At 64.6% G+C, this 21190-nt stretch carries 18 protein-coding genes; 14 read left to right on the forward strand and 4 right to left on the reverse strand.

Translation table 11 applies throughout. The features are described from left to right. Window positions 1-133: 133 nt before the first annotated feature. The 8 genes from HT578_RS20365 (at window position 134) to HT578_RS20400 (ending at window position 11279) form a co-directional block, all read left to right on the forward strand. Window positions 134-1141, forward strand: a complete 1008-nt coding sequence (locus tag HT578_RS20365; protein WP_213501238.1) for an N-acetyltransferase DgcN family protein — start codon at window positions 134-136, stop codon at window positions 1139-1141. Further along, window positions 1138-2157 (forward strand): enolase C-terminal domain-like protein, encoded by a 1020-nt coding sequence (locus tag HT578_RS20370; protein ID WP_213501239.1) that lies wholly within the window; start codon window positions 1138-1140, stop codon window positions 2155-2157. Before HT578_RS20365 ends, HT578_RS20370 begins: the two co-directional genes overlap by 4 nt. A 250-nt stretch (window positions 2158-2407) precedes the next feature. Further along, complete coding sequence (locus tag HT578_RS20375) at window positions 2408-5137, forward strand: TonB-dependent receptor domain-containing protein (RefSeq protein WP_213501240.1); 2730 nt, start codon at window positions 2408-2410, stop codon at window positions 5135-5137. A gap of 177 nt (window positions 5138-5314) precedes the next feature. After that, complete coding sequence (locus HT578_RS20380; RefSeq protein WP_213501241.1) at window positions 5315-7303, forward strand: S9 family peptidase; 1989 nt, start codon at window positions 5315-5317, stop codon at window positions 7301-7303. A 4-nt stretch (window positions 7304-7307) separates the two neighbouring features. Further along, window positions 7308-8393: an amidohydrolase family protein gene (locus tag HT578_RS20385; protein ID WP_239026388.1), complete on the forward strand. Its 1086-nt coding sequence runs from the start codon at window positions 7308-7310 to the stop codon at window positions 8391-8393. Between the two features lie 29 nt (window positions 8394-8422). Then, entirely contained in the window at window positions 8423-9559 is a 1137-nt protein-coding gene (locus tag HT578_RS20390; RefSeq protein WP_213501242.1) for a DmpA family aminopeptidase, read from the forward strand. 83 nt (window positions 9560-9642) lie between these two features. Then, complete coding sequence (locus tag HT578_RS20395) at window positions 9643-11115, forward strand: glycosyltransferase family 2 protein (RefSeq protein ID WP_213501243.1); 1473 nt, start codon at window positions 9643-9645, stop codon at window positions 11113-11115. Beyond that, window positions 11112-11279 carry a hypothetical protein gene (locus tag HT578_RS20400; RefSeq protein ID WP_213501244.1) on the forward strand — a complete coding sequence of 56 codons (168 nt, stop codon included), beginning with the start codon at window positions 11112-11114 and terminating at the stop codon, window positions 11277-11279. Before HT578_RS20395 ends, HT578_RS20400 begins: the two co-directional genes overlap by 4 nt. Here HT578_RS20400 and HT578_RS20405 read toward each other — a convergent pair. The 4 genes from HT578_RS20405 to HT578_RS20420 form a co-directional block, all read right to left on the reverse strand. Then, entirely contained in the window at window positions 11245-11856 is a 612-nt protein-coding gene (locus HT578_RS20405; RefSeq protein ID WP_213501245.1) for a histidine phosphatase family protein, read from the reverse strand. The genes HT578_RS20400 and HT578_RS20405 overlap by 35 nt on opposite strands. Next, window positions 11841-12812, reverse strand: coding sequence for an ATP-grasp domain-containing protein (locus HT578_RS20410; RefSeq protein WP_213501246.1), 972 nt, complete (start codon window positions 12810-12812; stop codon window positions 11841-11843). The genes HT578_RS20405 and HT578_RS20410 overlap by 16 nt, the downstream gene beginning before the upstream one ends. A 6-nt stretch (window positions 12813-12818) precedes the next feature. Next, on the reverse strand, window positions 12819-13865 hold the full coding sequence (locus HT578_RS20415) for a PIG-L family deacetylase (RefSeq protein WP_213501247.1): 1047 nt from the start codon (window positions 13863-13865) through the stop codon (window positions 12819-12821). A 98-nt stretch (window positions 13866-13963) separates the two neighbouring features. Beyond that, entirely contained in the window at window positions 13964-15250 is a 1287-nt protein-coding gene (locus HT578_RS20420; protein ID WP_213501248.1) for a tetratricopeptide repeat protein, read from the reverse strand. Between the two features lie 376 nt (window positions 15251-15626). On the opposite strand from HT578_RS20420, the gene HT578_RS20425 reads away from it, so the two are divergent. From HT578_RS20425 to HT578_RS20450, 6 genes are all read left to right on the forward strand, one after another. After that, window positions 15627-16367, forward strand: coding sequence for a hypothetical protein (locus HT578_RS20425; RefSeq protein WP_213501249.1), 741 nt, complete (start codon window positions 15627-15629; stop codon window positions 16365-16367). 35 nt (window positions 16368-16402) lie between these two features. Then, on the forward strand, window positions 16403-17122 hold the full coding sequence (locus tag HT578_RS20430) for a hypothetical protein (protein ID WP_213501250.1): 720 nt from the start codon (window positions 16403-16405) through the stop codon (window positions 17120-17122). A gap of 121 nt (window positions 17123-17243) precedes the next feature. Continuing rightward, complete coding sequence (locus HT578_RS20435) at window positions 17244-17537, forward strand: hypothetical protein (RefSeq protein ID WP_213501251.1); 294 nt, start codon at window positions 17244-17246, stop codon at window positions 17535-17537. A gap of 14 nt (window positions 17538-17551) precedes the next feature. Beyond that, window positions 17552-18112 (forward strand): hypothetical protein, encoded by a 561-nt coding sequence (locus HT578_RS20440; RefSeq protein ID WP_213501252.1) that lies wholly within the window; start codon window positions 17552-17554, stop codon window positions 18110-18112. A gap of 75 nt (window positions 18113-18187) precedes the next feature. Next, window positions 18188-18979, forward strand: a complete 792-nt coding sequence (locus HT578_RS20445) for a CPBP family intramembrane glutamic endopeptidase (RefSeq protein ID WP_213501253.1) — start codon at window positions 18188-18190, stop codon at window positions 18977-18979. Window positions 18980-19036: 57 nt separating this feature from the next. Then, a complete protein-coding gene (locus HT578_RS20450; RefSeq protein WP_213501254.1) occupies window positions 19037-21154 on the forward strand; it encodes a M13 family metallopeptidase in 2118 nt (705 codons plus the stop codon). Window positions 21155-21190: the final 36 nt, after the last annotated feature.

The following is a 21190-nucleotide window of genomic DNA, read 5'->3' on the forward strand; positions in this document are numbered from 1 at the left end:
CCACCCCGACCGGCTAGGTTGTTATAAGCTTCTGCTATAGGCGGTGCACGTCTCCTAATGACAGGAATGGCACGGTTTGTGATATTCCGGCGTGATGACCCGAGAACAGACCGCGCGCCGAAAGGATGATGGCATGCAGGCAATTGCAGGCCCGTTTCTCTTGTACCTTGGCGACAAGACCAATCCGCTCGACATCAAGACCTCGCGCGGACTGGCGCTGTTTCGTCCCGGCGAATGCGTGGGGGAACTGAGCCTGGGGGGCGGCCTCTCGCTCGGCCTTCCGCAGATGGATCCGACGCAGGCCGTCGCGGCCGGGGCCCGCACACTGGTCCTGGGCATTGCGACCAGCGGCGGGCGGCTTGAGGAGACCATGATTGCGCCGATCCTGGCCGCTCTTGATGCAGGTCTCGATGTGGCCTCTGGCCTCCACCAGCACCTCGCCGACGATCCGCGTATCCGCGAACGGGCCGCGGCGACCGGCGGCCGCCTGATCGACATTCGCATCGCGGCGAAGGGCCTTGCCGTGGGCAACGGAACGCCGCGCGCGGGCAATCGCCTCCTGACCGTCGGTACCGACTGCGCGGTGGGCAAGATGTTCACCTCGCTCCATCTCACCCAGGCCCTGAACGCGAAGGGCATGTCCGCCCGATTTCGCGCGACCGGCCAGACCGGCGTGATGATCGCAGGCGAGGGCGTCGTCATCGACAGTGTCATCGCCGACTTCATCTCCGGCGCCGCCGAGGCTCTTTCTCCCGCGCGCGAGGACGAGGTCTGGGACGTGATCGAAGGGCAGGGCTCGCTCTTCAACCCGTCCTTTGCCGGCGTGTCGCTGGGTCTCCTGCACGGTGCGCAGCCGCGTGCGCTGGTGCTGTGCCATGATCCCTCGCGCCCGCACATGCGCGGGCTCCCGCACTTTCCTGTGCCCGACCTCAAGGCTTGCCTGGAGGAAAACCTGCGCTGTGCCCGGCTGACCAGCCCCGATGTCGCGGCGGTCGGCGTCTCGATCAACGGCTCGCAGATGGCGCCCGACGATGTGGCGAACCTGTGCGCGCGGATCGAGGATGAGCTGGGCCTGCCCTGTGTCGACCCGGTGATCACCGGCATGGAGCCGATCGTGGAGCGGATCGCCCAGCTGCCATGAGTGCACGGCGCGCCCTTCGCGCCGAGGAAGCCCGGTTCCCGCTGGCAAGGCCCTTCGCCATTGCCCGCGGCACCCGCGTTGCCATCGATCTCGTTACGGTCGAGATCGAGGAAGAGGGCCGTATCGGTCGCGGGGAGGGTGCACCTTCGGCCCGCTACGGGGAAAGTGCAAGGAGCGTCCTCGCGCAGATCGCGCCCATGCGCGAAGCCATCGAGAATGGCATGGGGCGTGAGGAACTGCGCGCGAGCATGGTGCCTGGAGCCGCGCGCAACGCGCTCGACTGCGCGCTCTGGGATCTGGAGGCCAAGCTCAGCGGGGTTTCGGTAGCGGCGCGGACAGGGCCTGTGCCGGACGCGCTGGTGACCGCGGTCACCGTGGGGATCGACACGCCCGCCGCGATGGCGCAGCGGGCACGGGACGTTGTTGCGGACTGTGGCGAGGCAGGTCCCGCGCTGCTGCTCAAGATCAAGCTCGACCGCGAGGACGTGGTGGAGCGCGTCAAGGCCGTGCGCGCCGCCGCGCCGGGCGCGGTGCTGATCGCCGATGCCAACGAGAGCTGGGATATGGCTTTGCTTGGCCGTGTCATGGATGGACTGGCCGAGGCGGGCATTGCGCTGCTGGAGCAGCCGCTGCCCGCAGGCGGCGACGCAGCGCTGGAGGGCTTTGCATGTGCCATCCCCTTGGCTGCCGACGAATCCGCGCACGTCGCGGGCGATGTGGCGCACCTGGCCGGTCGCTATGACTACGTCACCATCAAGCTCGACAAGTCGGGAGGGCTGAGCGAGGCGCTGGCCCTCGCCGAGGCGGCGCGCGGGGTGGGGATGGGCGTGATGACGGGTTGCATGCTGTGTTCCTCGCTCTCGGTCGCGGCCGGCTGGCACATCGCGGCGCAAAGTCGCTTCGTGGACCTTGACGGTCCGCTCTGGCTTGCCCGTGATCGCGATGGCGGAGCGCTCTTTCGTGATGGAATGTTGCACGCGCCGGTTGGGCTGCGCTGGGGTTATGGTTTTCCATAACTGTTGCTTATGGACGGGCAAAGTCTTCTGATTGGGTGTCCCTCGCACCAATTGTTACAGGCCCGTGGCAACAAGAGATTAAAAAATTTCAGGGTCGCAGTCCTTCGAAACGGATGCATTGTTTGCCTCGGTCAACTGATCGGGGTGGTCGCGCATCTGTGTCTGGAGTGGGGGCGTCATCTCGCCGGGAGAGGTTCCAGTACCGCGATCGCGGCCACCAGGGGCGCGGTCCACCATGAGGGATCTCAAGATGAGTTCAGTTCGCGGCCGGCTCGCCGGCTCCGCCAGTTTCTTCGCTGCTGCCGTTTCGATGGCCGTGCCCGCCTTCGCCCAGGACGCGCAGTCCGGTGACGAGCAGGGCAACGTCATCATCGTCTCCAGCTCGCGCATCGACGCCGAGGGCTTCGATGCCCCGACCCCGACCGTGCACCTCGACCAGGGTGCGCTGAGCGTCGGTGGCCGCCCCAATGTGGCCGCCGCTCTCAACGACCTGCCGCAGTTCCGCGCGACCACCTCGCCGCAGACCACCGGCACCAACACCAGCGCGGGCCAGGCTCCGGTCGATCTGCGCGGCCTTGGCAACAACCGCACGCTCGTCCTCATGGACGGCCGCCGCTTCTCGAGCGAGAACGACCTCAACACCGTTCCCTCGATCATGATCAAGGGCCTCGACGTCGTGACCGGCGGTGCGTCGGCAGCCTGGGGTTCGGGCGCGGTTGCCGGTGTCGTCAACATCCAGATCGACAACGAGTTCGAGGGCCTCGTCCTCGGCGGGTCGGCGGGTCTCTCGACGAGCTACGGCGATGACTTCGAGTACCGTTTCGAAGGCAAGTTCGGCACCTCGTTTGACGGTGGTCGCGGCCACTTCGTGATCGGCGGCGAATACTACGACAGCGACGGCGTGATCCCCAAGGTCGATCGTCCGCGCATCGGCCGCTGGGCGAACTTCAACGGCGCCGTCACCCCTGACGTGGGCTACGCCAACATGGCCTACGGCGGTCTCATCACTTCGGGCGTCCTGGCAGGCCAGGCGTTCAACGCCGACGGTTCGCTGCGTCCCTACGATTACGGCTATGCCCAGGGCGGCAACTTCTCGGCGGGCGGCGAAGGCCCCTCGAACGACGACTGGAGCCCGCTTGTCACTCCGCAGCGCCGTTATTCGGCCCTGGCTTCGCTGACCTACGAGATCACCCCCTCGATCCAGGTCACCGCGCAGGTGCGCCACTCGCGCATGTACAACGACTACATCTGGTTCGGCGACAACATCCAGGGCGACGTCCTGGGCGCGAACCCGAACCCGGGCGAAGAGCGCGGCCAGTTCATCTCGGTCGACAACGCGTTCCTGTCGCAGGGCATCCGCGACCAGCTGGTCGCCGCAGGCGAGGACGGCTTCTACATGGGCCGCGCGAACCGCGACCTGTCCTACTCGTCGATCGATTTCGAGCGCAAGACCACGCAGGCGACGCTCGCTTTCGACGGCACCTTCTCGAACGGTTTCCGCTGGAGTGCATACTACAGCCACGGCGAGTACCAGAACAACATCGACACCCCCGGCTTCCTGCTGACCGAGAACTTCGCGAACGCGGTTGATGCGGTCCAGGACGGCAACGGCAACATCGTGTGCGCCTCGGGCGCTCCGGGCTGCGTGCCGGTCAACCTGTTTGGCTACGGCGCGCCCTCGGACGCTGCGATCGACTACGTCACGGGGACGCCTTCGATGCGCTCCAAGACCAAGCTCGACGTGGGCGGTGTCAGCCTTCGCGGTGAACCGATCTCGCTTCCCGCAGGCGATGTCTCGTTCTCGGTTGGTGGCGAGATCCGTCACGAATCGATCAACCAGACGGTGGGCGATCTCGACGCGGCCAACGCCTTCACCACCTTCAGCTTCTCGGCTCTGTCGGGTGGCTACACCGTGAGCGAGGGCTTCGCCGAAGTCGCGGTTCCGCTGATCTACAACACCCCGCTGCTCCAGCAGCTGAACCTGAATGCGGCAGCGCGCTACTCGCACTACAGCACGACGGGCGGAATCTGGTCGTGGAAGATCGGTGCGACCAACGAGTTCTTCCCGGGCTTCGTGGGCCGCGTGACGCGTTCGCGTGACATCCGTTCGGCCAACCTGTCCGAGCTCTACACGCAGCAGACGACCGGCTACAACACGATCCAGAACCCGTTCCGCACGGACCCCAACACGGGCCGTCCGCTCAGCGAATACGTGCTCTCGAACGGTGGCGGCAACCCGGACCTGGCACCCGAAAAGGCGAACACCTGGACGGTTGGTGCGACCTACACCCCGCCGGCAGTTCCGGGCCTCAACCTGTCGCTCGACTACTACCACATCGACATCGACAACGTGATCGACACGATCGCCTCGCAGGATGTCGTGACGCGTTGCTTCAACGGCAACCAGGCGCTGTGTGACCGTATCGACTTCGGTGCGAACAACAGCATCCAGCGCACGGTCTCGACCTACGTCAACCTGGCGAACTACAAGACCGACGGCATCGACGGTCAGGTCGACTACAAGCTGCCGATCTACAAGCTCGGTTTCGATGGCAACGGCCAGCTGCACTTCAACGTGAAGGGCACCTGGGTCAACAGCCTGACCATCGACGACGGCGAATCGACCATCGAGTACGTGCGCTCGCAGGGCTACGCCTTCGGTGACGGCGTTCCCAAGTGGCGCGTGAACGCGACCGTGGGTTACGAAAGCGAAGGTATCTCGGGTCTCGTCCGGGCACGTTACCTTTCGCCGGGCGACTACAACAGCTCGCTCAACATCTCGAACAACCACATCGGGTCGTACACGTACTTCGACGGTCAGCTGAGCTTCAACGTGAAGAACGCCAGCGGTCCGGACATGGAAATGTACATCAACGCGAGCAACATCTTCAACAAGAAGCCTCCGTATGGCTCGCTCTACTCCCCGTACTATGACGTGATCGGCCGCTTCGTTTCGGTCGGCGCACGCGTCAAGCTGTAATCCCCCACGGGGTCGCATCGCGGCTGTCCGGCCCGGCTCTCGCACTTGTGCGCGAGCCGGAGCCCGGGCGGCCGCTTTGCTGCGTTCGCGCTTTGTGAATTTCCCCGTAAAACAGCTTACTACCTGTTCGAAATCCCCCCTCCCGATCCTCCCCCGAAACTTCCCGAGGAAGCCAACATGACCACCCGGTTCCTGCGCCGTCTCATTCCCTCCACCGTCAGCAGCCGCGCGCTGGCGATTGCCTTCGCCTCGTGCGCAGGTCTTGCTGCGCCGCTCGCCGCCGAGGCGGACAAGCCGGCCGCGATCATCACCAAGGACGTGCCTGCGGTGCCCGATGCCGTGGTCAAGGCGACCCAGCCCTACCTCGAGGCGCGCCGCGCCGATTTCCTGGGCTGGAACACGGCCGACCATTCGATGCTGATCAAGACGCGCTTTGGCGCGACCAACCAGCTGCACACCGTGCGCGCCGCCGGTGCCAGCCGCGAACAGGTCAGCTTTGGCCAGGAGCCCGTCCTCACCGGCTCGCTCGCCCCCTCGGACGACAACCTCACGGTTGTCATGCGCGACACGGGCGGCGATGAATTCTACCAGCTCTACCGCCTTGAGGACGGCCAGCTTGAACTCGTCACCGATGGCAAGAGCCGCAACTGGATCGGTGGCTGGAGCCAGGATGGCAAGTGGCTGGGCTACACCTCCTCGCGCCGCAACGGCGCCGACATGGACCTCTACATCGTGGACCCGCGCGACCCTTCGACCAGCCGCCTGGTTGCCGAGGTCAAGGGCGGCGGCTGGCAGTTCGTCGGCTTCACACCCGATGGCACGAAGGGCATTGCGGTGAACCGCCTCTCGATCAACGAGGCTATCGTCTACACCGTCGACCTCAAGACCGGCAAGAAGACCGCGCTGACCGATCCCAAGGCCAAGACCTCCTTCGTCGATCCCAAGGTCGCCGCCGATGGCACCGTCTGGGTGGTGAGCGATGCGGGCGGCAGCGATTTCCTGCAACTGGGCACGCTCGATGTGAAGACCGGCGCCTTCACCGCGAAGACGTCCGAGGACTGGGACGTCAGCGACTACGCTATCGCACCCGATGGCAACTTCATCGCCTACGCCACCAATGAGGCGGGCGTCAGCGTCATGCACGTCATGGACCTGCCCTCGGGCAAGGTGCGCAAGGTGAGCCAGCTTCCGCAGGGCGTCATCCCCTGGGCGATTGGTCCTGCCATCCAGATCGCGCCCTGGGGTGAGATCGGCTTCTCGCTGTCCTCGGCCAAGGTGCCGGGCGATGCCTTCTCGATCAATCCCGAGACTCTGGACGTCACCCGCTGGACCAAGAGCGAGACCGGCGGACTTGATGCCAGCCAGAACGTCGAGCCCGAGCTCGTCACTATCAAGAGCTTCGATGGCGAGCCGATCACCGGCTTCCTCTACCGTCCCGATCCGGCCAAGTTCCCCGGCAAGCGCCCGCTGCTGTTCGACGTCCATGGCGGCCCCGAAGGCCAGTCGCGCCCGGGCTTCCTGGGCTCGGAAAACTATTACGTGAACGAACTGGGCATGGCGCTGTTCTTCCCGAACGTGCGCGGCTCGGACGGCTTCGGCAAGCGCTTCGTCAACCTCGACAACGGCCCCTGGAAGCGTGAGGACTCGGTCAAGGATATCGGTGCCTTCTTCGATCACTTCGCAGACGATGCGGCCATCGATGCCTCGCGCATCTCGCTCTACGGCATGAGCTACGGCGGCTATGTCTGCTACGCTTCGGCGGTCCACTATTCGGACAAGCTGAAGAGCGCGAGCTGCTATGTCGGCATCACCAACTTCGTGACCTTCCTCGAGAACACGCAGGACTATCGCCGCGACCTGCGCCGTCCCGAGTACGGCAACGAGACGATCCCCGACCAGCGCAAGAAGCTGGAGGAAATCTCGCCGCTGAACCACCTCGACAAGATCTCGATCCCGCTCTTCGTGGCGGTGGGCGGCAACGATCCGCGCGTGCCCGCATCCGAGGGTGAGCAGATCGTCGAGGCCATGGACAAGAGCGGCCAGCCCGCCTGGTTCCTCAACGCCACCAACGAAGGCCACGGCTTCCACAAGAAGGAGAACGAGGAATACTACTTCCAGACCTCGGTCGAATTCTGGAAGCAGACTCTTCTGGAAGAAGGCAAGTAAGACCATGATCCTCGGGTCTTCCGCGCGCGCAGGGCTGCTGATTGCTTCGCTTTTCGTGACTGCAGGCACAGCTGCCGCCGAGACTGCGGGCGCACAGACCCGAACCCCCTCCACCGTGACGGCAGATGCTCCCCCGCACGCTGCCGTCACGGTGGACCACCATGCCCATGTCCATTCGCCCGCGATCCTCGATTTCCTGCCCAAGTACTGCGGCAGCGAGGGGCGCATAGGACCGTGCCCCGAAGTCTTTACCCGGGCCTATTCGCCCGAGGACCTCATCGCGGAGATGGACGCGGCGGGGATTGCGCGCAGTCTCATCATGTCGACCGGCTACCTTGCCGAAAGCCCGATGATGCAGCCCCCGCTTCCCGAGGCGCCCGCGATCCTGCGCGCGGCGAACGAGTGGTCGGCGGCCCTGGCGACCCGCTATCCGGGGCGCTTTGGCATCTACATCGGCATCAACCCGGTCTCTTCCAGCGCGCTTCCCGAAATGGCGCACTTCGCGCGCGATTCACGCGTGACCGGCATCAAGATCCACATCACCAATTCCGACGCGAACCTGCGCGATCCGCAGAATGTGGCGAAGCTGACGAGCGTTTTCGAGATGGCTCACCGGACGGGGCTGGCCGTGATGATCCACATGCGCACGCGCGCCGAGGACTATGGCGCGCGCGATGTGGAAACGTTCGTGCGCGATGTGTTGCCCCATGCGGGCGACACGCCCGTGCAGATCGCCCATGCGGCGGGGTGGGGCGGTATCGATGCGCCCACGCTCTCTGCGCTCGGAGCCTTTGCCGAGGCCATCGAAGCCGACCGGGACCGCTTCGCCAACGTTACATTCGACCTCGCCGCGGTCTGGGACGAGGACACGGCAGCCGAAGATCTGGAGGCTCTCGCCGCCCTGATCCGACGTATCGGCCCTGAGCATTTTGTCGCAGCCTCGGATTTCCCCTTTGGCGGGCACCTTGCCGACTACTATGCGAAGGTCTATCCGCGGCTCCCGCTGACCGATGCGGAGTGGACGACAATCCGTACCAACACGCCCGGTTACGATAGCGTTGACTACGCAAAGGAAAGGATCCGGCCCTGATTTCCTATTCGGCACGTGCGCTCATCGCCTTGGCGAGCGTTGGGGCAGCCCTTGGCGCTGCGATCTCGGCGCCGGGCCGTGCCGGAGAGGGGGCGCAGGATGTGCGCGGAGCGGGCGTGCCGATTGGTATCCTGCCCGCAGGGCCGCGCGATGCGATCACTGATGTCGCCGGCGTGTGCGTGGGGCATGTGACCCTCGAGCAGGGGCGCGACATTCACACCGGCGTAACGGCAATCCTCCCGCACGGTGGTAACCTGTGGCAGGACAAGGTGCCCGCCGGTTTCTTCGTCGCCAATGGCTTTGGCAAGTTTGCAGGCTCGACCCAGATCGAGGAACTGGGCGAGATCGAGACGCCCATTCTCCTCACCAATACCCTCTCCGTGCCTGAGGCCATGGCGGCCAGCGTGGAATGGACGCTGGACCAGCCCGGCAATGAGGAGGTTCGCACCGTCAACGCGGTCGTGGGCGAGACCAACGATGGTTTCCTCAATGATATTCGTGGCCGCCATGTCACCATTGCCGATGCCCGCCGTGCTATCGAGACCGCGGGGGAGGGGCCAGTTGCCGAAGGCGCGGTCGGAGCCGGCACGGGCACGGTGGCCTTTGGCTGGAAAGGCGGCATAGGCACCGCCTCGCGCGAGTTGCCCTTGAGTTTGGGAGGCTGGACGGTCGGCGTTCTGGTCCAGGTCAACTACGGCGGCGTGCTGAGCGTTGCCGGAACCCCGGTCGGCCAGGAACTTGGCCAGTATCTCTACAAGGACAAGCTGCCCGAGAAGAGCGCGGATGGCTCTGTCGTCATCGTGATCGCAACCGATGCACCGCTCTCGGATCGCAACTTGCGCCGCCTCGCGGAACGCGCTTTCGTGGGCGTCGCGCGGACAGGCTCGGCTTTCTCCAACGGATCGGGCGATTATGCCGTGGCGTTCTCCACGGCCATGGACGTGCGCCGTACCGCGCCGCGCCGAAAGGAGCAGGCGGTCTACTCCGAACTCTCGAACGATCGCATGACCCCGCTTTTCCAGGCGGTCGCCGAAGCCAGCGAGGAAAGCGTCTACAACGCCCTGTTCGCGGCGCACGATGTTGCCGGCCATCGCGGAACGATCCGCGCACTGCCGGCGGCGCAAGTGCGCGGCCTCGTCCGGAAGCGCGCACGACTGCAGAACTGACACGCCCTGCTTTGTGAAGGCAACAGATCGTTGGTGGCTTTTGGTCTTGCAGTACCCCAGATCGGGAGCGAGTGTTGTGGCCAATGGATGCAATCCTGGCTCTTGTGTGTTTTGGCCTCGTCGTGCTGGGCATGGTTCCGACAGCTGCGTCCTTTGCGCAGTACCTGCTCGTCGGTTTGCACGGCATCCGCAACCACTATGCGCGCGCGGGATCGGCTACGCCGCGGGTCGCCTTCCTGCTGCCAGCCTGGAATGAGGCCGATGTCCTGGGAACCAGCATCGACCAACTCATGGCGATCGATTATCCCGCCGGAGCCTGGCGCCTCTACATCGTCGATGATGCCAGCACCGACCATACCCCCGAGGTGATGGCGGGCAAGATGGCGCAATATCCCGGCGCGGTGTTCCATCTGCGCCGCGAGAAGGGGGGGCAGGGCAAGGCCCATACGCTCAATCACGGGATTGCGCAGGTCCTCGCCGACGACTGGGCCGAGGCGGTCATGATCATGGACGCCGATGTCCTGTTCGAGGCGCAGACCTTGCGGCGGATGGTGCGCCACCTTGCCGATCCCGAGGTGGGCGGGGTCACCGCCTACGTGAAAGAGGGAAGCCAGCCCGGCGGCCTGCTCACCCGCTTCATCGGCTTCGAATACGTGACCGCCCAAGCCGCGGCCCGGCGCGCGCAAAACGTCATGGGCGGCCTGGCCTGCATGGCCGGAGGCGCGCAGCTTCACAGCCGCGCGAACCTGGAAGCCATCGGCGCGGCGATCGACACTTCGACGCTGGCCGAGGACACCTTCACCACCTTCCGTACCGTGCTGGCCGGACGCCGCGTGCTGCTTGATCCCAACGCCGTGGTCTGGGCCGAGGAGCCCGACAGCGTGGCGGCGCTGTGGAAGCAGCGCCTGCGCTGGTGCCGGGGGAACCTCCAGATCATGCGCGCCTTTGCGCATATCTGGTTCCGTCCCTGGCGCAACCATCTGCTGGGCGATTGGGCCTTCGGAGTGCTGTGGTTCAGCGTGGCGCTGATGCCGGTATTCATGCTGGCCGGGTCGGTGGGGCTGGTCGGCCTGTTCGAACTCTGGCCGAGCTGGGTCCTCATTGCCTTCGAGAGCGTGTGGTTGCTCACGTTCGTCTCGTTCCTGTTCCAGACCCTGTTCTCCTTCGCAATCGATCCGGCCGAGGCGCGGCGTTCTTGGTTCGAGGGGCTTGCCTTTCCCGGATTGCTTGCGCTTGGGATCATGGCCATCGCGCTGGTCGCCCCTTTCGCCGACCTCTGCTGGCTCTCCGGCGCGAAGCCGACATTCTGGGGCAACATCCTTGCGCATGTGATCCTGGGCTGGTCCGCGATCTCGACCTTTGCGGCCTGGGGCATCTATCGATTGGACAAGGCCGGCGCGCCCAAGTGGCTGCGCAACCTGTTGCTGGTGCTGTTCGGCTATGGCCCGCTGTTGTGCGCGATCACCTTTGCCTCCATCGTGGCCGAACTGAGGAAGGCGGATGCCAAATGGGACAAGACGGTGAAGACGGGCAAGGTCAAGCTTCCACGGACGTGACGGGCGACGCGCGGTACCGCGAACTGCTCCGGGGGGATCAGGCCAACGAGCGACGCATCCTTTACAGCGAGATCGCGATCCTGGCCTTCATCACCCTGCTGGTCGGAGGTTACATTCTCGCGCTCTGGTTCATGACCGACTTCTTTGCATCGCTTCACGTGTGAGCGGCACGACCGCACAGTTTGCAAGGGGCTGCGTGGTTTCATGTTCGCGGTAGGCGCGCATCCAGTCCGGGCTGACCGTAAAATCGGAGGCGAGAGCATGGAGGTAGCCGCGGAAGAACTGGCCATGGCCGACGACGAGCGCGAAACCGACGTCGAGGGCAAGGAGGCGGGCGTGAAAGTCCCTCAGCCGCTCCAGAAAGGCGCGGAAGCTTTCCGCATCCGGCCCGTCGCGATAGTCGGGATCGCAGCGCTCCCAATAGGCCGCCACGAGGGGGCGGCGCGTCTCGCCCGTCGTGCCGTGACAGCGGGCGGGGCTGAGGTAGGTCAGTTCGCCGATCGGCCAGGTTTCGCAAGGAACAGCGGGCCAACGCGCCCGGATCGGGGCGGCGGTTTCCTCGGCCCGGCGGAAGGGTGAGACAACGATGCGATCCGGAGCGCGCTCCACCCGCATGGCAAGCTCGCGCGCCTGGGCATGGCCGAGAGGCGTGAGCGGCACCTCGGCGTGCCCCTCGACCGGCTGTCCGGCATTGGACGCGCTCTGGCCATGGCGGATGAGCCAGGTCAGCTGCGGGGGCACAAGGCTTCCCACTGCGCGGTGTCGAAGTACTCTTCGGTCCAGTAGCGCACGACCATCAGGTCCTGGAACGGCATGGGCCCTTCCGGCAGCTTCCCGCCTTCCAGCCCGGTGACCATAAGCTTTGGCATGTCAACTCCCGCCGCAGCGGTCAGCGGCAGGGTCCCGGGATAGCGCGGGTTCACTTCGAGCAGCTTGTAGACGCCATCCTGCGCGCGCTTGAACTGGATGTTGGCCGTGCCGCGAATGCCGATCACTTCGGCCGTGCGCCGGACCGCCGCCAGCAGCGGCTCGTCGTGGATCGTGCGCGAGGCGACCGCGATACCGGAATCGATCTTCATGCGCACGCGCGCAACCGCTGCGATCACCCGGCCATCGGCGCGTACGTAGACATCGACCGAGACTTCCTCGCAGGGCAGATATTCCTGCAGCATGACCGTCCCGTCCAGCGGCTGCGCGGCAAGATCCTCGGTGCCATCGATCCGCGCGATCCCGCGCGAGCCGGCACCCTCGCGCGGTTTGGCAAAGCGTGGAAAATGTGTGGTAGCTGCCGCGATCTCGGGTGTCAGCGGGACGCTTGAGGGGCAGGGGACCTCGCCCTCGACCGCGTCCATCAGGGCCTGCTTGTCGCGGCACAGGCGCAAGGTTTCCACAGGTGATATCGCCATCGTCGTGCCCACCTGCGCGAACCGGGTACGCTCGGCGGCGAGCGGAGCCAGTTCGACGTCAACGGTGGGCACGAGCAGCTCGATTGCGCGCGCACGGCACGCCTCGAGCAGGTCCGGCACCAGCGCGGGGGAATCGCCGCGCGCGATGATGAGGCGCCGCTCGGGCGGCACCAGATAGAGCCCCGCGGCCAGCGGATCGATGTCCGCCATGTAGAGTTCGTGATCGCCCCCAAGGCTCTTCCAGATACTGACGGCGGCCGCGCCTCCGGCTCCGGTGACAAGTATGCGCATGTTCTCTCAGTTCCCCTCGATATCGCTTTGGGCGGCCAGTGCGTCATCGCGCAGCGGGTAGGTCGCCTGGACCATGTCGCGCTCACGCACGACCTGGAACGGCTCGGCCAGGACGTAGCCCGCGAAACGTCCCCAGTAGTGCGCCGAAGACAGAATCACGTCGGGCTGGATCGAGACCATCCGGTCGATCTGGCTCTTGTAGGCGCCGATGAGCCCGATCTTCTTCTCGATGAAACTGGTGATGTCGACATAGCGCTGGGGCTCGAACCTGGTGGTCGAGGACGGGCTCTGGTAGCAGTAGACATTGGGTACCGCGCGCGCGGCGACGAGGCTGGCGGTATGGACGGCGCGGTGGTCCTGGTGGGTGTCCTCGATCGTGTGGGTGTAGACGTGGGTCGCGCCCATCTGGGCGATCGCATCCTGGATGATGGCGATGGTCTCCCCGCCCGGTTCGATCGCGGTGTCGGGCAGGTTCTCGATGCGCAGCCGCGCGCCGAGCATGGCGGCGGCATCGTGCGCTTCGGACAGGCGCAGGTTGGTGTCTCCTCCGGCCGCCCCGCGCGAAAGGGTGAGGATGCGGATGACGTCGTAGTCGGCAAAATGACGCGCGAGCGCGCCGCCGCAGCCGATCTCCACGTCATCGGGATGCGCCCCGATGGCGAGCACACGCTTTTGCTGGCGCTGGCGGCGGGCGTTGGCCTCGCGCGCCAAGAGCATGACTTCCTCGACGAAGGCCTCGGGGCCGGAGGGGCGCAGGATGAGGCCATCGACGTGGCACCTCAGCGCCTCGCGCAGGAGGCGGGGCTTCTCGCTCTGCATGACGATCAGCGTGGCCGTCCAGCGGTAGTTGTACTTGATGTACTTGAGGAGGGCGAACCCGCCGGGCGTGCGGTCCGGTTCGGCCGCGACGAGATCGTAGGGGCGCGTCGCGACAAGATGCATCGCCGCATCACTGTCGCGGGCAAGCTCAAGCGCGACGTCGGGGAGGGGCTCGAAGGCGCGTCGGACCACCTCGGCAGTGTCAGGGAAGGGCGTGACGACAAGGATGTGCAAGCGCCTTGCAGGGACGTGCTGAACGACACCCAGACGGCGATTTTGCGCGGCTTGTTGCATTGGCGTAGCTCTCCCCTTCTTCACCAGGCGCCCTTTTTTCACCAGGCCATGCGCAGGCCCGCTCTCAGGCTCTGCGCCGAACTGTACGAATTGTGGCTGGCGGCAAGACGCAGCGCCACGTGGCCCGAAATGGCCACCAGGGCACTGAGGTGCAGGTCGCGGTTGTCGATGGCCGGAGAGACGCCGACGCCGGCGCTCAGCACCAACTCGTGCGGCCCTGCATAGGTGATGTCGAGCGCGCCGCTCCAGAGGCTGCGGTAATCCTCGAAGGCCGCCTGCTGCGAGTTGTAGAGCGTTGCCGTCAGTTGCCAGCGCGGTGCGACGTCCACGCCCAGCCCCGTGCGCAGCAGGCGTCCGTCGTAGAGCGCATCGCCGAACGACTTGCGATAGCCCCCGCTCCAGCGCACCCGGTCGGTGAGGTAGATCGTCACGCTGCCATCGATCCAGTGCTCGGTCGGCAGCGCGCCGTGTCCGCGGTAGTCATAGACCACCGAAATCGCATAGCCGAGCGGGACGAGGCGCTGGTAGCCCAGCGTGACATCGTCGCGCGGGAATATGGTGAGGCCGTTGGCCGACACGGTCGCGATATCCGCGCTGGCATGGCTCCATCCCAGTTCGAGTGTGTCGAAGGCGCCCAGCGCCGCGGTCCCGTGCAGCTGCACACCGTGCGATGAGGTTTCGGGGGTGGAGGCGATGATGCCGCCCATTTCCAGTGTATAGTGATGGACATCGCCGATCATGGCGAGACCGGCCCGGGCCTCGGCGTTGCCGGGCTCGGTGCGCAGGACCTCTTCGAAGCCTTGCTGCGCGCGGCGCGGGCGATGGCGGGCGAGAGCCAGCCAGGACAGCCCGTTGCGGGCGTCGATGTCGGCAGGGTCCTGCTCCAGCAGCTGCCGGTAAAGCGTTTCGGCCTCGTGCAGATGGTTTTGCCGACGGGCGACCCGGGCCAGTCCGAGGCGGGCGGGCCGCAGCGCCGGCTCACGCGCGAGGAGGTTCGTGTAGATAGCGCGCGCCTCGTCGGGATGTGCAGCTTCCAGCGTAACGCCAAGTTCGAGCGCGGGATTGGTTTCGGCCGGGGCCATCTGCACTGCCCGGCGCAGATGGGCGATGGCTGTATCCTGTTCGCCGTCCTCACGGGCAAGGACGCCCAGAAAAAGAGAGACGCGGTAGTCGGTTGCGCCCGTGGCCTCGCACGTGTGGAGGGACTTTCGGAGCTTCGACAGCGGACGCGGGGTCATGCCGAACATCCGCTGGATTTCCTCGATATCGCATGCCCCGTCCTGCGCGGCCGCAGGGGGCGGCAAGAGAATCAGGGTCACTGCCATGAAGACCCCCGGCATGGATGGATACAGCAGTGCCCGGTTTCGCGCTCGCAAGGGCCGCACCTTACGTCGATCCCGTAATGCATTCAGGAATATCCATTGTGCCACCAAGGCTTGGGGGCGGCAATGAACTCCTTGGTTGGTTTATGTAAACGAGGAAAGTGTTTGTCTTTATTGGAATTTTTCGAAATAATATGCGAAATATCTGTTCGATATATATTTTTTGTTATTCATTAAATTTGTGAAATATTGAGAGCCGAGCCTGGTGATTGTCAATTTGTGTCGTGCGCTTCGACATGTTTGTGTTACGTCACTTGAACGGGAAACAATCGTTTTGATTGAATGCCATCGCATGTTGCAGCGGCCCTGGGAGGGATCGATGACGGCAAAATCATATACATCTTTGTGCTGGGCGCTGCCCCTTCTGCTGGTGGCTCCGGCCGCTCTTGCGCAGGACACGCCACGCGAATTGCGCGATCTCGTGGGCGCGCGGGCGGCAGGAGGTGAGCGGCAGCTTGAAGATCGTGGCTTTGTCTGGATATCGACCCAGACCGGCAGCGACCGTAAGTGGAGCTACTGGTGGCGCCAGTCCGATGCGCTGTGCATCACGGTCCAGACCTACGATGGGCGCTACGCCTCGGTCGTGGATTCGCCAGCCGTCGATTGCGAGCGCGCTCAGGGGGGCGATCACGAGACCAGCGCACAGATCGACGAGGTCATCAATCTCATCTGCTACGGCGAAGGCAGCCGCCTCTCCAACCGCGTCAGCACGGGCTACGAATGGGACTGGAGGGAACATCGCTACCATCGCTCGACCCGCTCGGAGTTGACCCAGCAGCAGTTCGACGAGGCGATCACCTTGCAGTTCCATGGCTCCGACGGGCGCATCCGCCTTGCCGGTAAACTGGTTCCACCGATCCATTCGGGGGGCACCAACGGATGGTGGACACTGACCGACGTTGCGATCACCCACGACAAGATCAAGGGCCGCTATCGCCTCAACGGCCTCAACAAGCCCAAGCTGGAGATCGATCGGCTGACCGGCCACATCAAGGTCGAGGGCATGAACAGCTTCAGCGGCACGTGCGACAGCATCGACAGCGGGAAGCGGCGGTTCTGATGCCGGGGCGGACCGGCACACGGACAGCGCGCGCCATGACGGTGGCCGGCGGACTTCTGGCGCTGGCGTTCCTGTCCGCCTGTTCCGGGGATGCGGTCCAGGACGAGGCCACGCAGGACGCGGTGGAACAGCCCACACTTGCGCCTGAGACGGAGCCGCTTGCCGACGGCGCCCCAGCAGCCTTCGCCTGGCCAGCTTCGCTCAAGGTCATGGGCACAGGCTATCCGGAAGAAGGTGATGCCTGCCGCCGCCTTGGCGAGAGCGCGGCCGTGGTCGATTATCTCGACGACAGCGCCATGCTTGTCGGTTGTCCGGGAGAGGCCAGCTCGGGAGCCGCGCAAGCGCTCGTCTCCGCGAGTTCGGCCCAGTCGGTCGGGCATATTGACGGCGTCAGCCTGTTCTCGGTTCCCGCCACCCCGGTTGCCGCTCCAAGTACGGCACCGGTGCGACCGGGAACCCAATTCAAGGGCCGACTGACCGGAAACGACATCGCCCGGCACGACTTTTCAGCGCGCGAGGGCCAGACGATCAACGTCACGCTCAAGGGCTCGGGCTCGATGTATTTCAACGTGCTGCCACCCGGAGGTCAGCCGGGCGATGCAATCTACGTGGGGTCGCGCGTCATCGAGCGGGCCAATTTCTGGTCCGGCGTCGCGCCGGCCACCGGAACCTACACCGTAATCGTCTACCTCATGGGAAATGACAGGGATGGCGGTGCGAGCCGCAGCTACGAACTCGAGGCAATCGCCGAATAACGCGGTTTCCAAAGCAGCGCGGGACCATCTGCGCGACGATATCGAGTGACATGAAACGAAAGTGGCAACGATGATTCTCAAAGCCGTTTTCAGGAGTACACTGGCTCTGGCCGTGATTTCCATGGGGGCTGCGTCCCTGCCAGCCTCGGCTGAACTGACCCGCGAACAGGAAACGCGCCTCAAGGCGGCCGTCGCCGGGATCGTCATCGCCAATGCCATCCGCAAGGCCAAGAAGAAGCGCGACCGCGAGCGCGAATGGGAGCGGTACGAACGCGATGGCCGCACCTACTACAACTACGACTGGGGCCGCAGCTTCAGCCCGCACAAGGACGTGGTCTGCTACCAGCGGACGCGGCAGTGCTTCAAGGATCGGCGCTATTCGTCGAAGTGGACCGCACGCGCGTTCGGGTATTGAGGGAGGAAAGCCGCATGAAACGCCACATTTCGCCCGTCCGGACCACCGCTGTGGCCGCTCTTCTCACCCTTGTTGCCGCCTGCAGCGGAGATAGCGCGCCCGGTGAAGGTACGCCGACGCAACCGGCCGGCACCAACGAGGTCGACGTCAAGACGCAGATGCAACTGTCCACCGCCGAAGCCTTGCAGGGCGCGATGGAGGACACCTTCACGCCCGACCAGGTCGGTATTCTCGTCAATCTGGCCCACCAGAAGGTCGTGGCCGAATCGTGTGACGGGTTCGAGGTGGACAACGGCAAATTCGCGGCCGCACTGGCGCCAATCGTCACGGCGAAGAAGTCGGATACCGACGGCAAGCTCATTCACGACCAGCTCCTCACCGGGCTGGGCATGGCCACAGGCGCGGAATTCGCAATCGCAGCCTACGACCAGCAGGCCTACTGCGATGGCGCCCGGGCGGACCGCGACGACACCGCGGCAAGCAATCCCTACGACATCTACGCGACGCCCGGGGCCAGCCCGTTCGGCACGCAAACGCCCGCTGCTGTGGATGAGGTCGCACGCGCGCCAAGCTAAGTCCGTGCCTGTGGTGACCCGCGCGTCGCCACCGGATCGTGCACAAGAGGAGGTCGGAAGAAGAGGAGAAGTGGCATGAACGGGCGTCTCGTGCAGAGCCTTGGGGTCTATGTCCTGTGGATCGTCATTACCTTGCTGGGAGCGACATGGCTGCTTGGCGGCGAAGAAGCCGCGCTTGAAGAGCTGGTGAAGAACGGGATCGGATGGCAGTTCGTCGGCGCCAGCGCGCTTCTGCTCGGCGCCATCGTGGTCTTTGGTTGGCGCGACTTGAAATTCGGGGCGCCCCACGCGCTCGTCAAGGTGATGTCGGTCCCCGTGTTGCTCCTGCTTGTCATTGCATCCCTGACCGTGGTGACAGGGCTTCCGGACCGCACGACCACGTCCTATGTCCTGTTCAACACGTTCCTCGTGGGCTTTTCGGAGGAAGTCATGTTTCGCGGGGTCCTCTTCCGGGCACTCCTCGAAAATCTGAGGATCTGGCCCGCGATCATCGTTACCAGCGTCCTGTTCGGCGCCGTCCATAGCCTCAATGGGTTCAATACCGGCGATTGGAGTGGTGCCCTTCTGCAGTCGGTCGCGGCGGCGATGAGCGGCATGATCTTCATCGCCATCGTCGTGCGCACCGGATCGATCTGGCCAGCCATTATCTATCACTGGCTCTGGGACGGCGTGCTGTTCCTGATGGGGGTGGCGAGCGCACTTGACGAGGAGCACGCAGCCGCCTCCGAGGTCGCGGTTTCCGGTCTGGGGGCCGTCGTGTTCCCACTGATGATCGCGCTGCCCAATTTCCTGTGGGCCCTGTGGCTGCTGCGCAAGGTGCGCGACGCAAGCTATCGCGAGGAGGAGGGCGCGAGTTTCACCGGCTGACACGAAGGCGAACGGGCCTTGTTCCAGCCGCCCGGTTTCGAGCGAGGGAGGACAGAAATGAGCATTCCGCAGGAAAAATCGGCCGCGAGATCGCGGCTCTCCCGGCCCCGTTCCGCAGCCGCGCTGTGCGCTCTGACCATTCTGGGAACGCTCGCAGGGGGGCTTGAGGCGGGGGCGGATGCGCCCGCCAGCGCCGGAGCCGACGAACTCGCCTTCTCCGTGGAGAATATGGATCCCGGCGTAAGTCCGCGTGAAGACTTCTATCGCTTTGCCGCGGGCGGTTGGCTCACCCGTGTGCCGCGCCCCGAGGATCGCGCTTCCTACAGCTTTCCGGTAATTCAAGGGAAGATCATAAACGACCAGCTGCAGACCTTGGTCGATAGTGCGGTAAATTCGGCAGTGAGTGCCCCGAGAGGCAGTTCGCGCCAGTTGGTGGGGGACTTCTACAAGGCATACATGAACCTCGAGCATCGCCGCGCGCAGGGCATGGCGCCGCTTGTACAGGAGTTTGCAAGGATCGATGGCCTCTCCTCCAAGGAGGACCTGACCGGATTCCTCGTCGATGAAGCGAAAACGAACGGTCTCAGCCTGCTCGTCGGCTTCGGCCCATCGCCGGACCTGTCGGACAGTTCGCGTTACGCCATCTTCGGCGCCACCGGGTCGACGGCGCTCAAGGAGGAGCGCGATGTCTACCGGGCCGAAGACAGCGCTCCGCGGCGGCTTGCCTACCGCGCCTATGTCCATGACCTGCTGCAGGTTGCCGGATATGAGGAGAGCGAAGCCGCGCGGGTGACAGCGCTGGTGCTCGATCTCGAAACCGAACTCGACAAGGCCAAGTTGACGCGCGCGCAAGCCCGGGACTTCAATCGTCTCAATAATCGGATGACGCTGGCACAGGCGCAAGCTCTGATCCCCCGGGTCGACATCGCCGCCTACCTGGCCGCTATGGGTATTCCCGCGCCGGAGGAGATCATCGTCACCGAACCGGCCTATTTCAGGGCCGTTTCCGCGATCATCGACAGCCGGCCGTTGGGGGATTTCAAGGACTATACGAAGTTTCGCGTGATCGAGCAGTTCAGCGGCCTTCTTTCCCCTGCATTCGATGAACCCAAGCGGGCGCTGAATCAGGCTTTCACCGGGGTGGCGACCTTGCGTCCCATTGACGAGCGCGCGATCGCTGAAATTCAAGGATCGCTGGGGCAGCCATTCAGCCAACTCTATGTCGAGACCTATTATGACGAGGACACGCGTCGCCGAACCCTGGAACTGATATCCTACATCATGGCTGCGATGGAACGGCGCATTCCAACGCGTACCTGGCTCTCGCCCGAGACCAAGGCTGAAGCGATGGCCAAGCTCAAGGCCTTCGAAAACAAGGTCGGGTATCCCGAGCAGTGGATCGACTATTCGGGAGTGACGATCGTTCCCGATGATCCCGTTGCCAATGCAAGGGCGATCATGGCCTTCGCCCTGGAACGCGAGCTTTCCAAATTGGGCGGGCCCGTCCGCAACGATGACTTCAACCAGAAGAGCACGCTGCCAATTGCGATGAACGCGGCCTATGCCTTCTTCGACAATGGCTTCCAGATCACGGCTGCGATCTCGCAGGCGCCGGCCTTCGAGCCGAACGCGGACCCGGCGGTGCGTTTCTGTCGTTTCGGGGCCATCATCGGCCATGAGACGACCCACGGCTTCGACAGCATCGGACGGCAATTCGATGCGAAGGGCAACCTGCGCGACTGGTGGACGAAGGCCGATGCAGCGGCCTTCACAACCGAGGCGCAAAAGCTGATCGACCAGACGTCCAGCACCCCGCTGGCTCCCGGACATGCCAATGACGGCACCTTGTGGGTCGGTGAGAACATGGCCGATGTCGGAGGAATCAAGCTCGCCTACACGGCGCTGATGGATTACCTCAAGGCTCATCCCGACGAGGACCGCAAGATCGACGGCTACTCGCAAGCCCAGCGTTGTTTCATCGCCTGGACCCAGATGTGGGCGGAAAACGCCACCACCGAGTACCTGATCAACATCGCCGAGAGCGGAGACCATCCTCCCAGCCTGTACCGCACGGTTGCGCCCTTGCAGCATTTTGACGCCTGGTACGCCGCATTCGGCATTCGCGAAGGTGATCCAATGTGGCTCGCCCCTGAAAAGAGGGTGAATACATGGTGAGTTCGGGCCATCAATGAAGGCAGGACACCCGCCATG

The organism is Novosphingobium decolorationis (assembly GCF_018417475.1).
GTDB classification, from domain to species: Bacteria; Pseudomonadota; Alphaproteobacteria; order Sphingomonadales; family Sphingomonadaceae; genus Novosphingobium; species Novosphingobium decolorationis.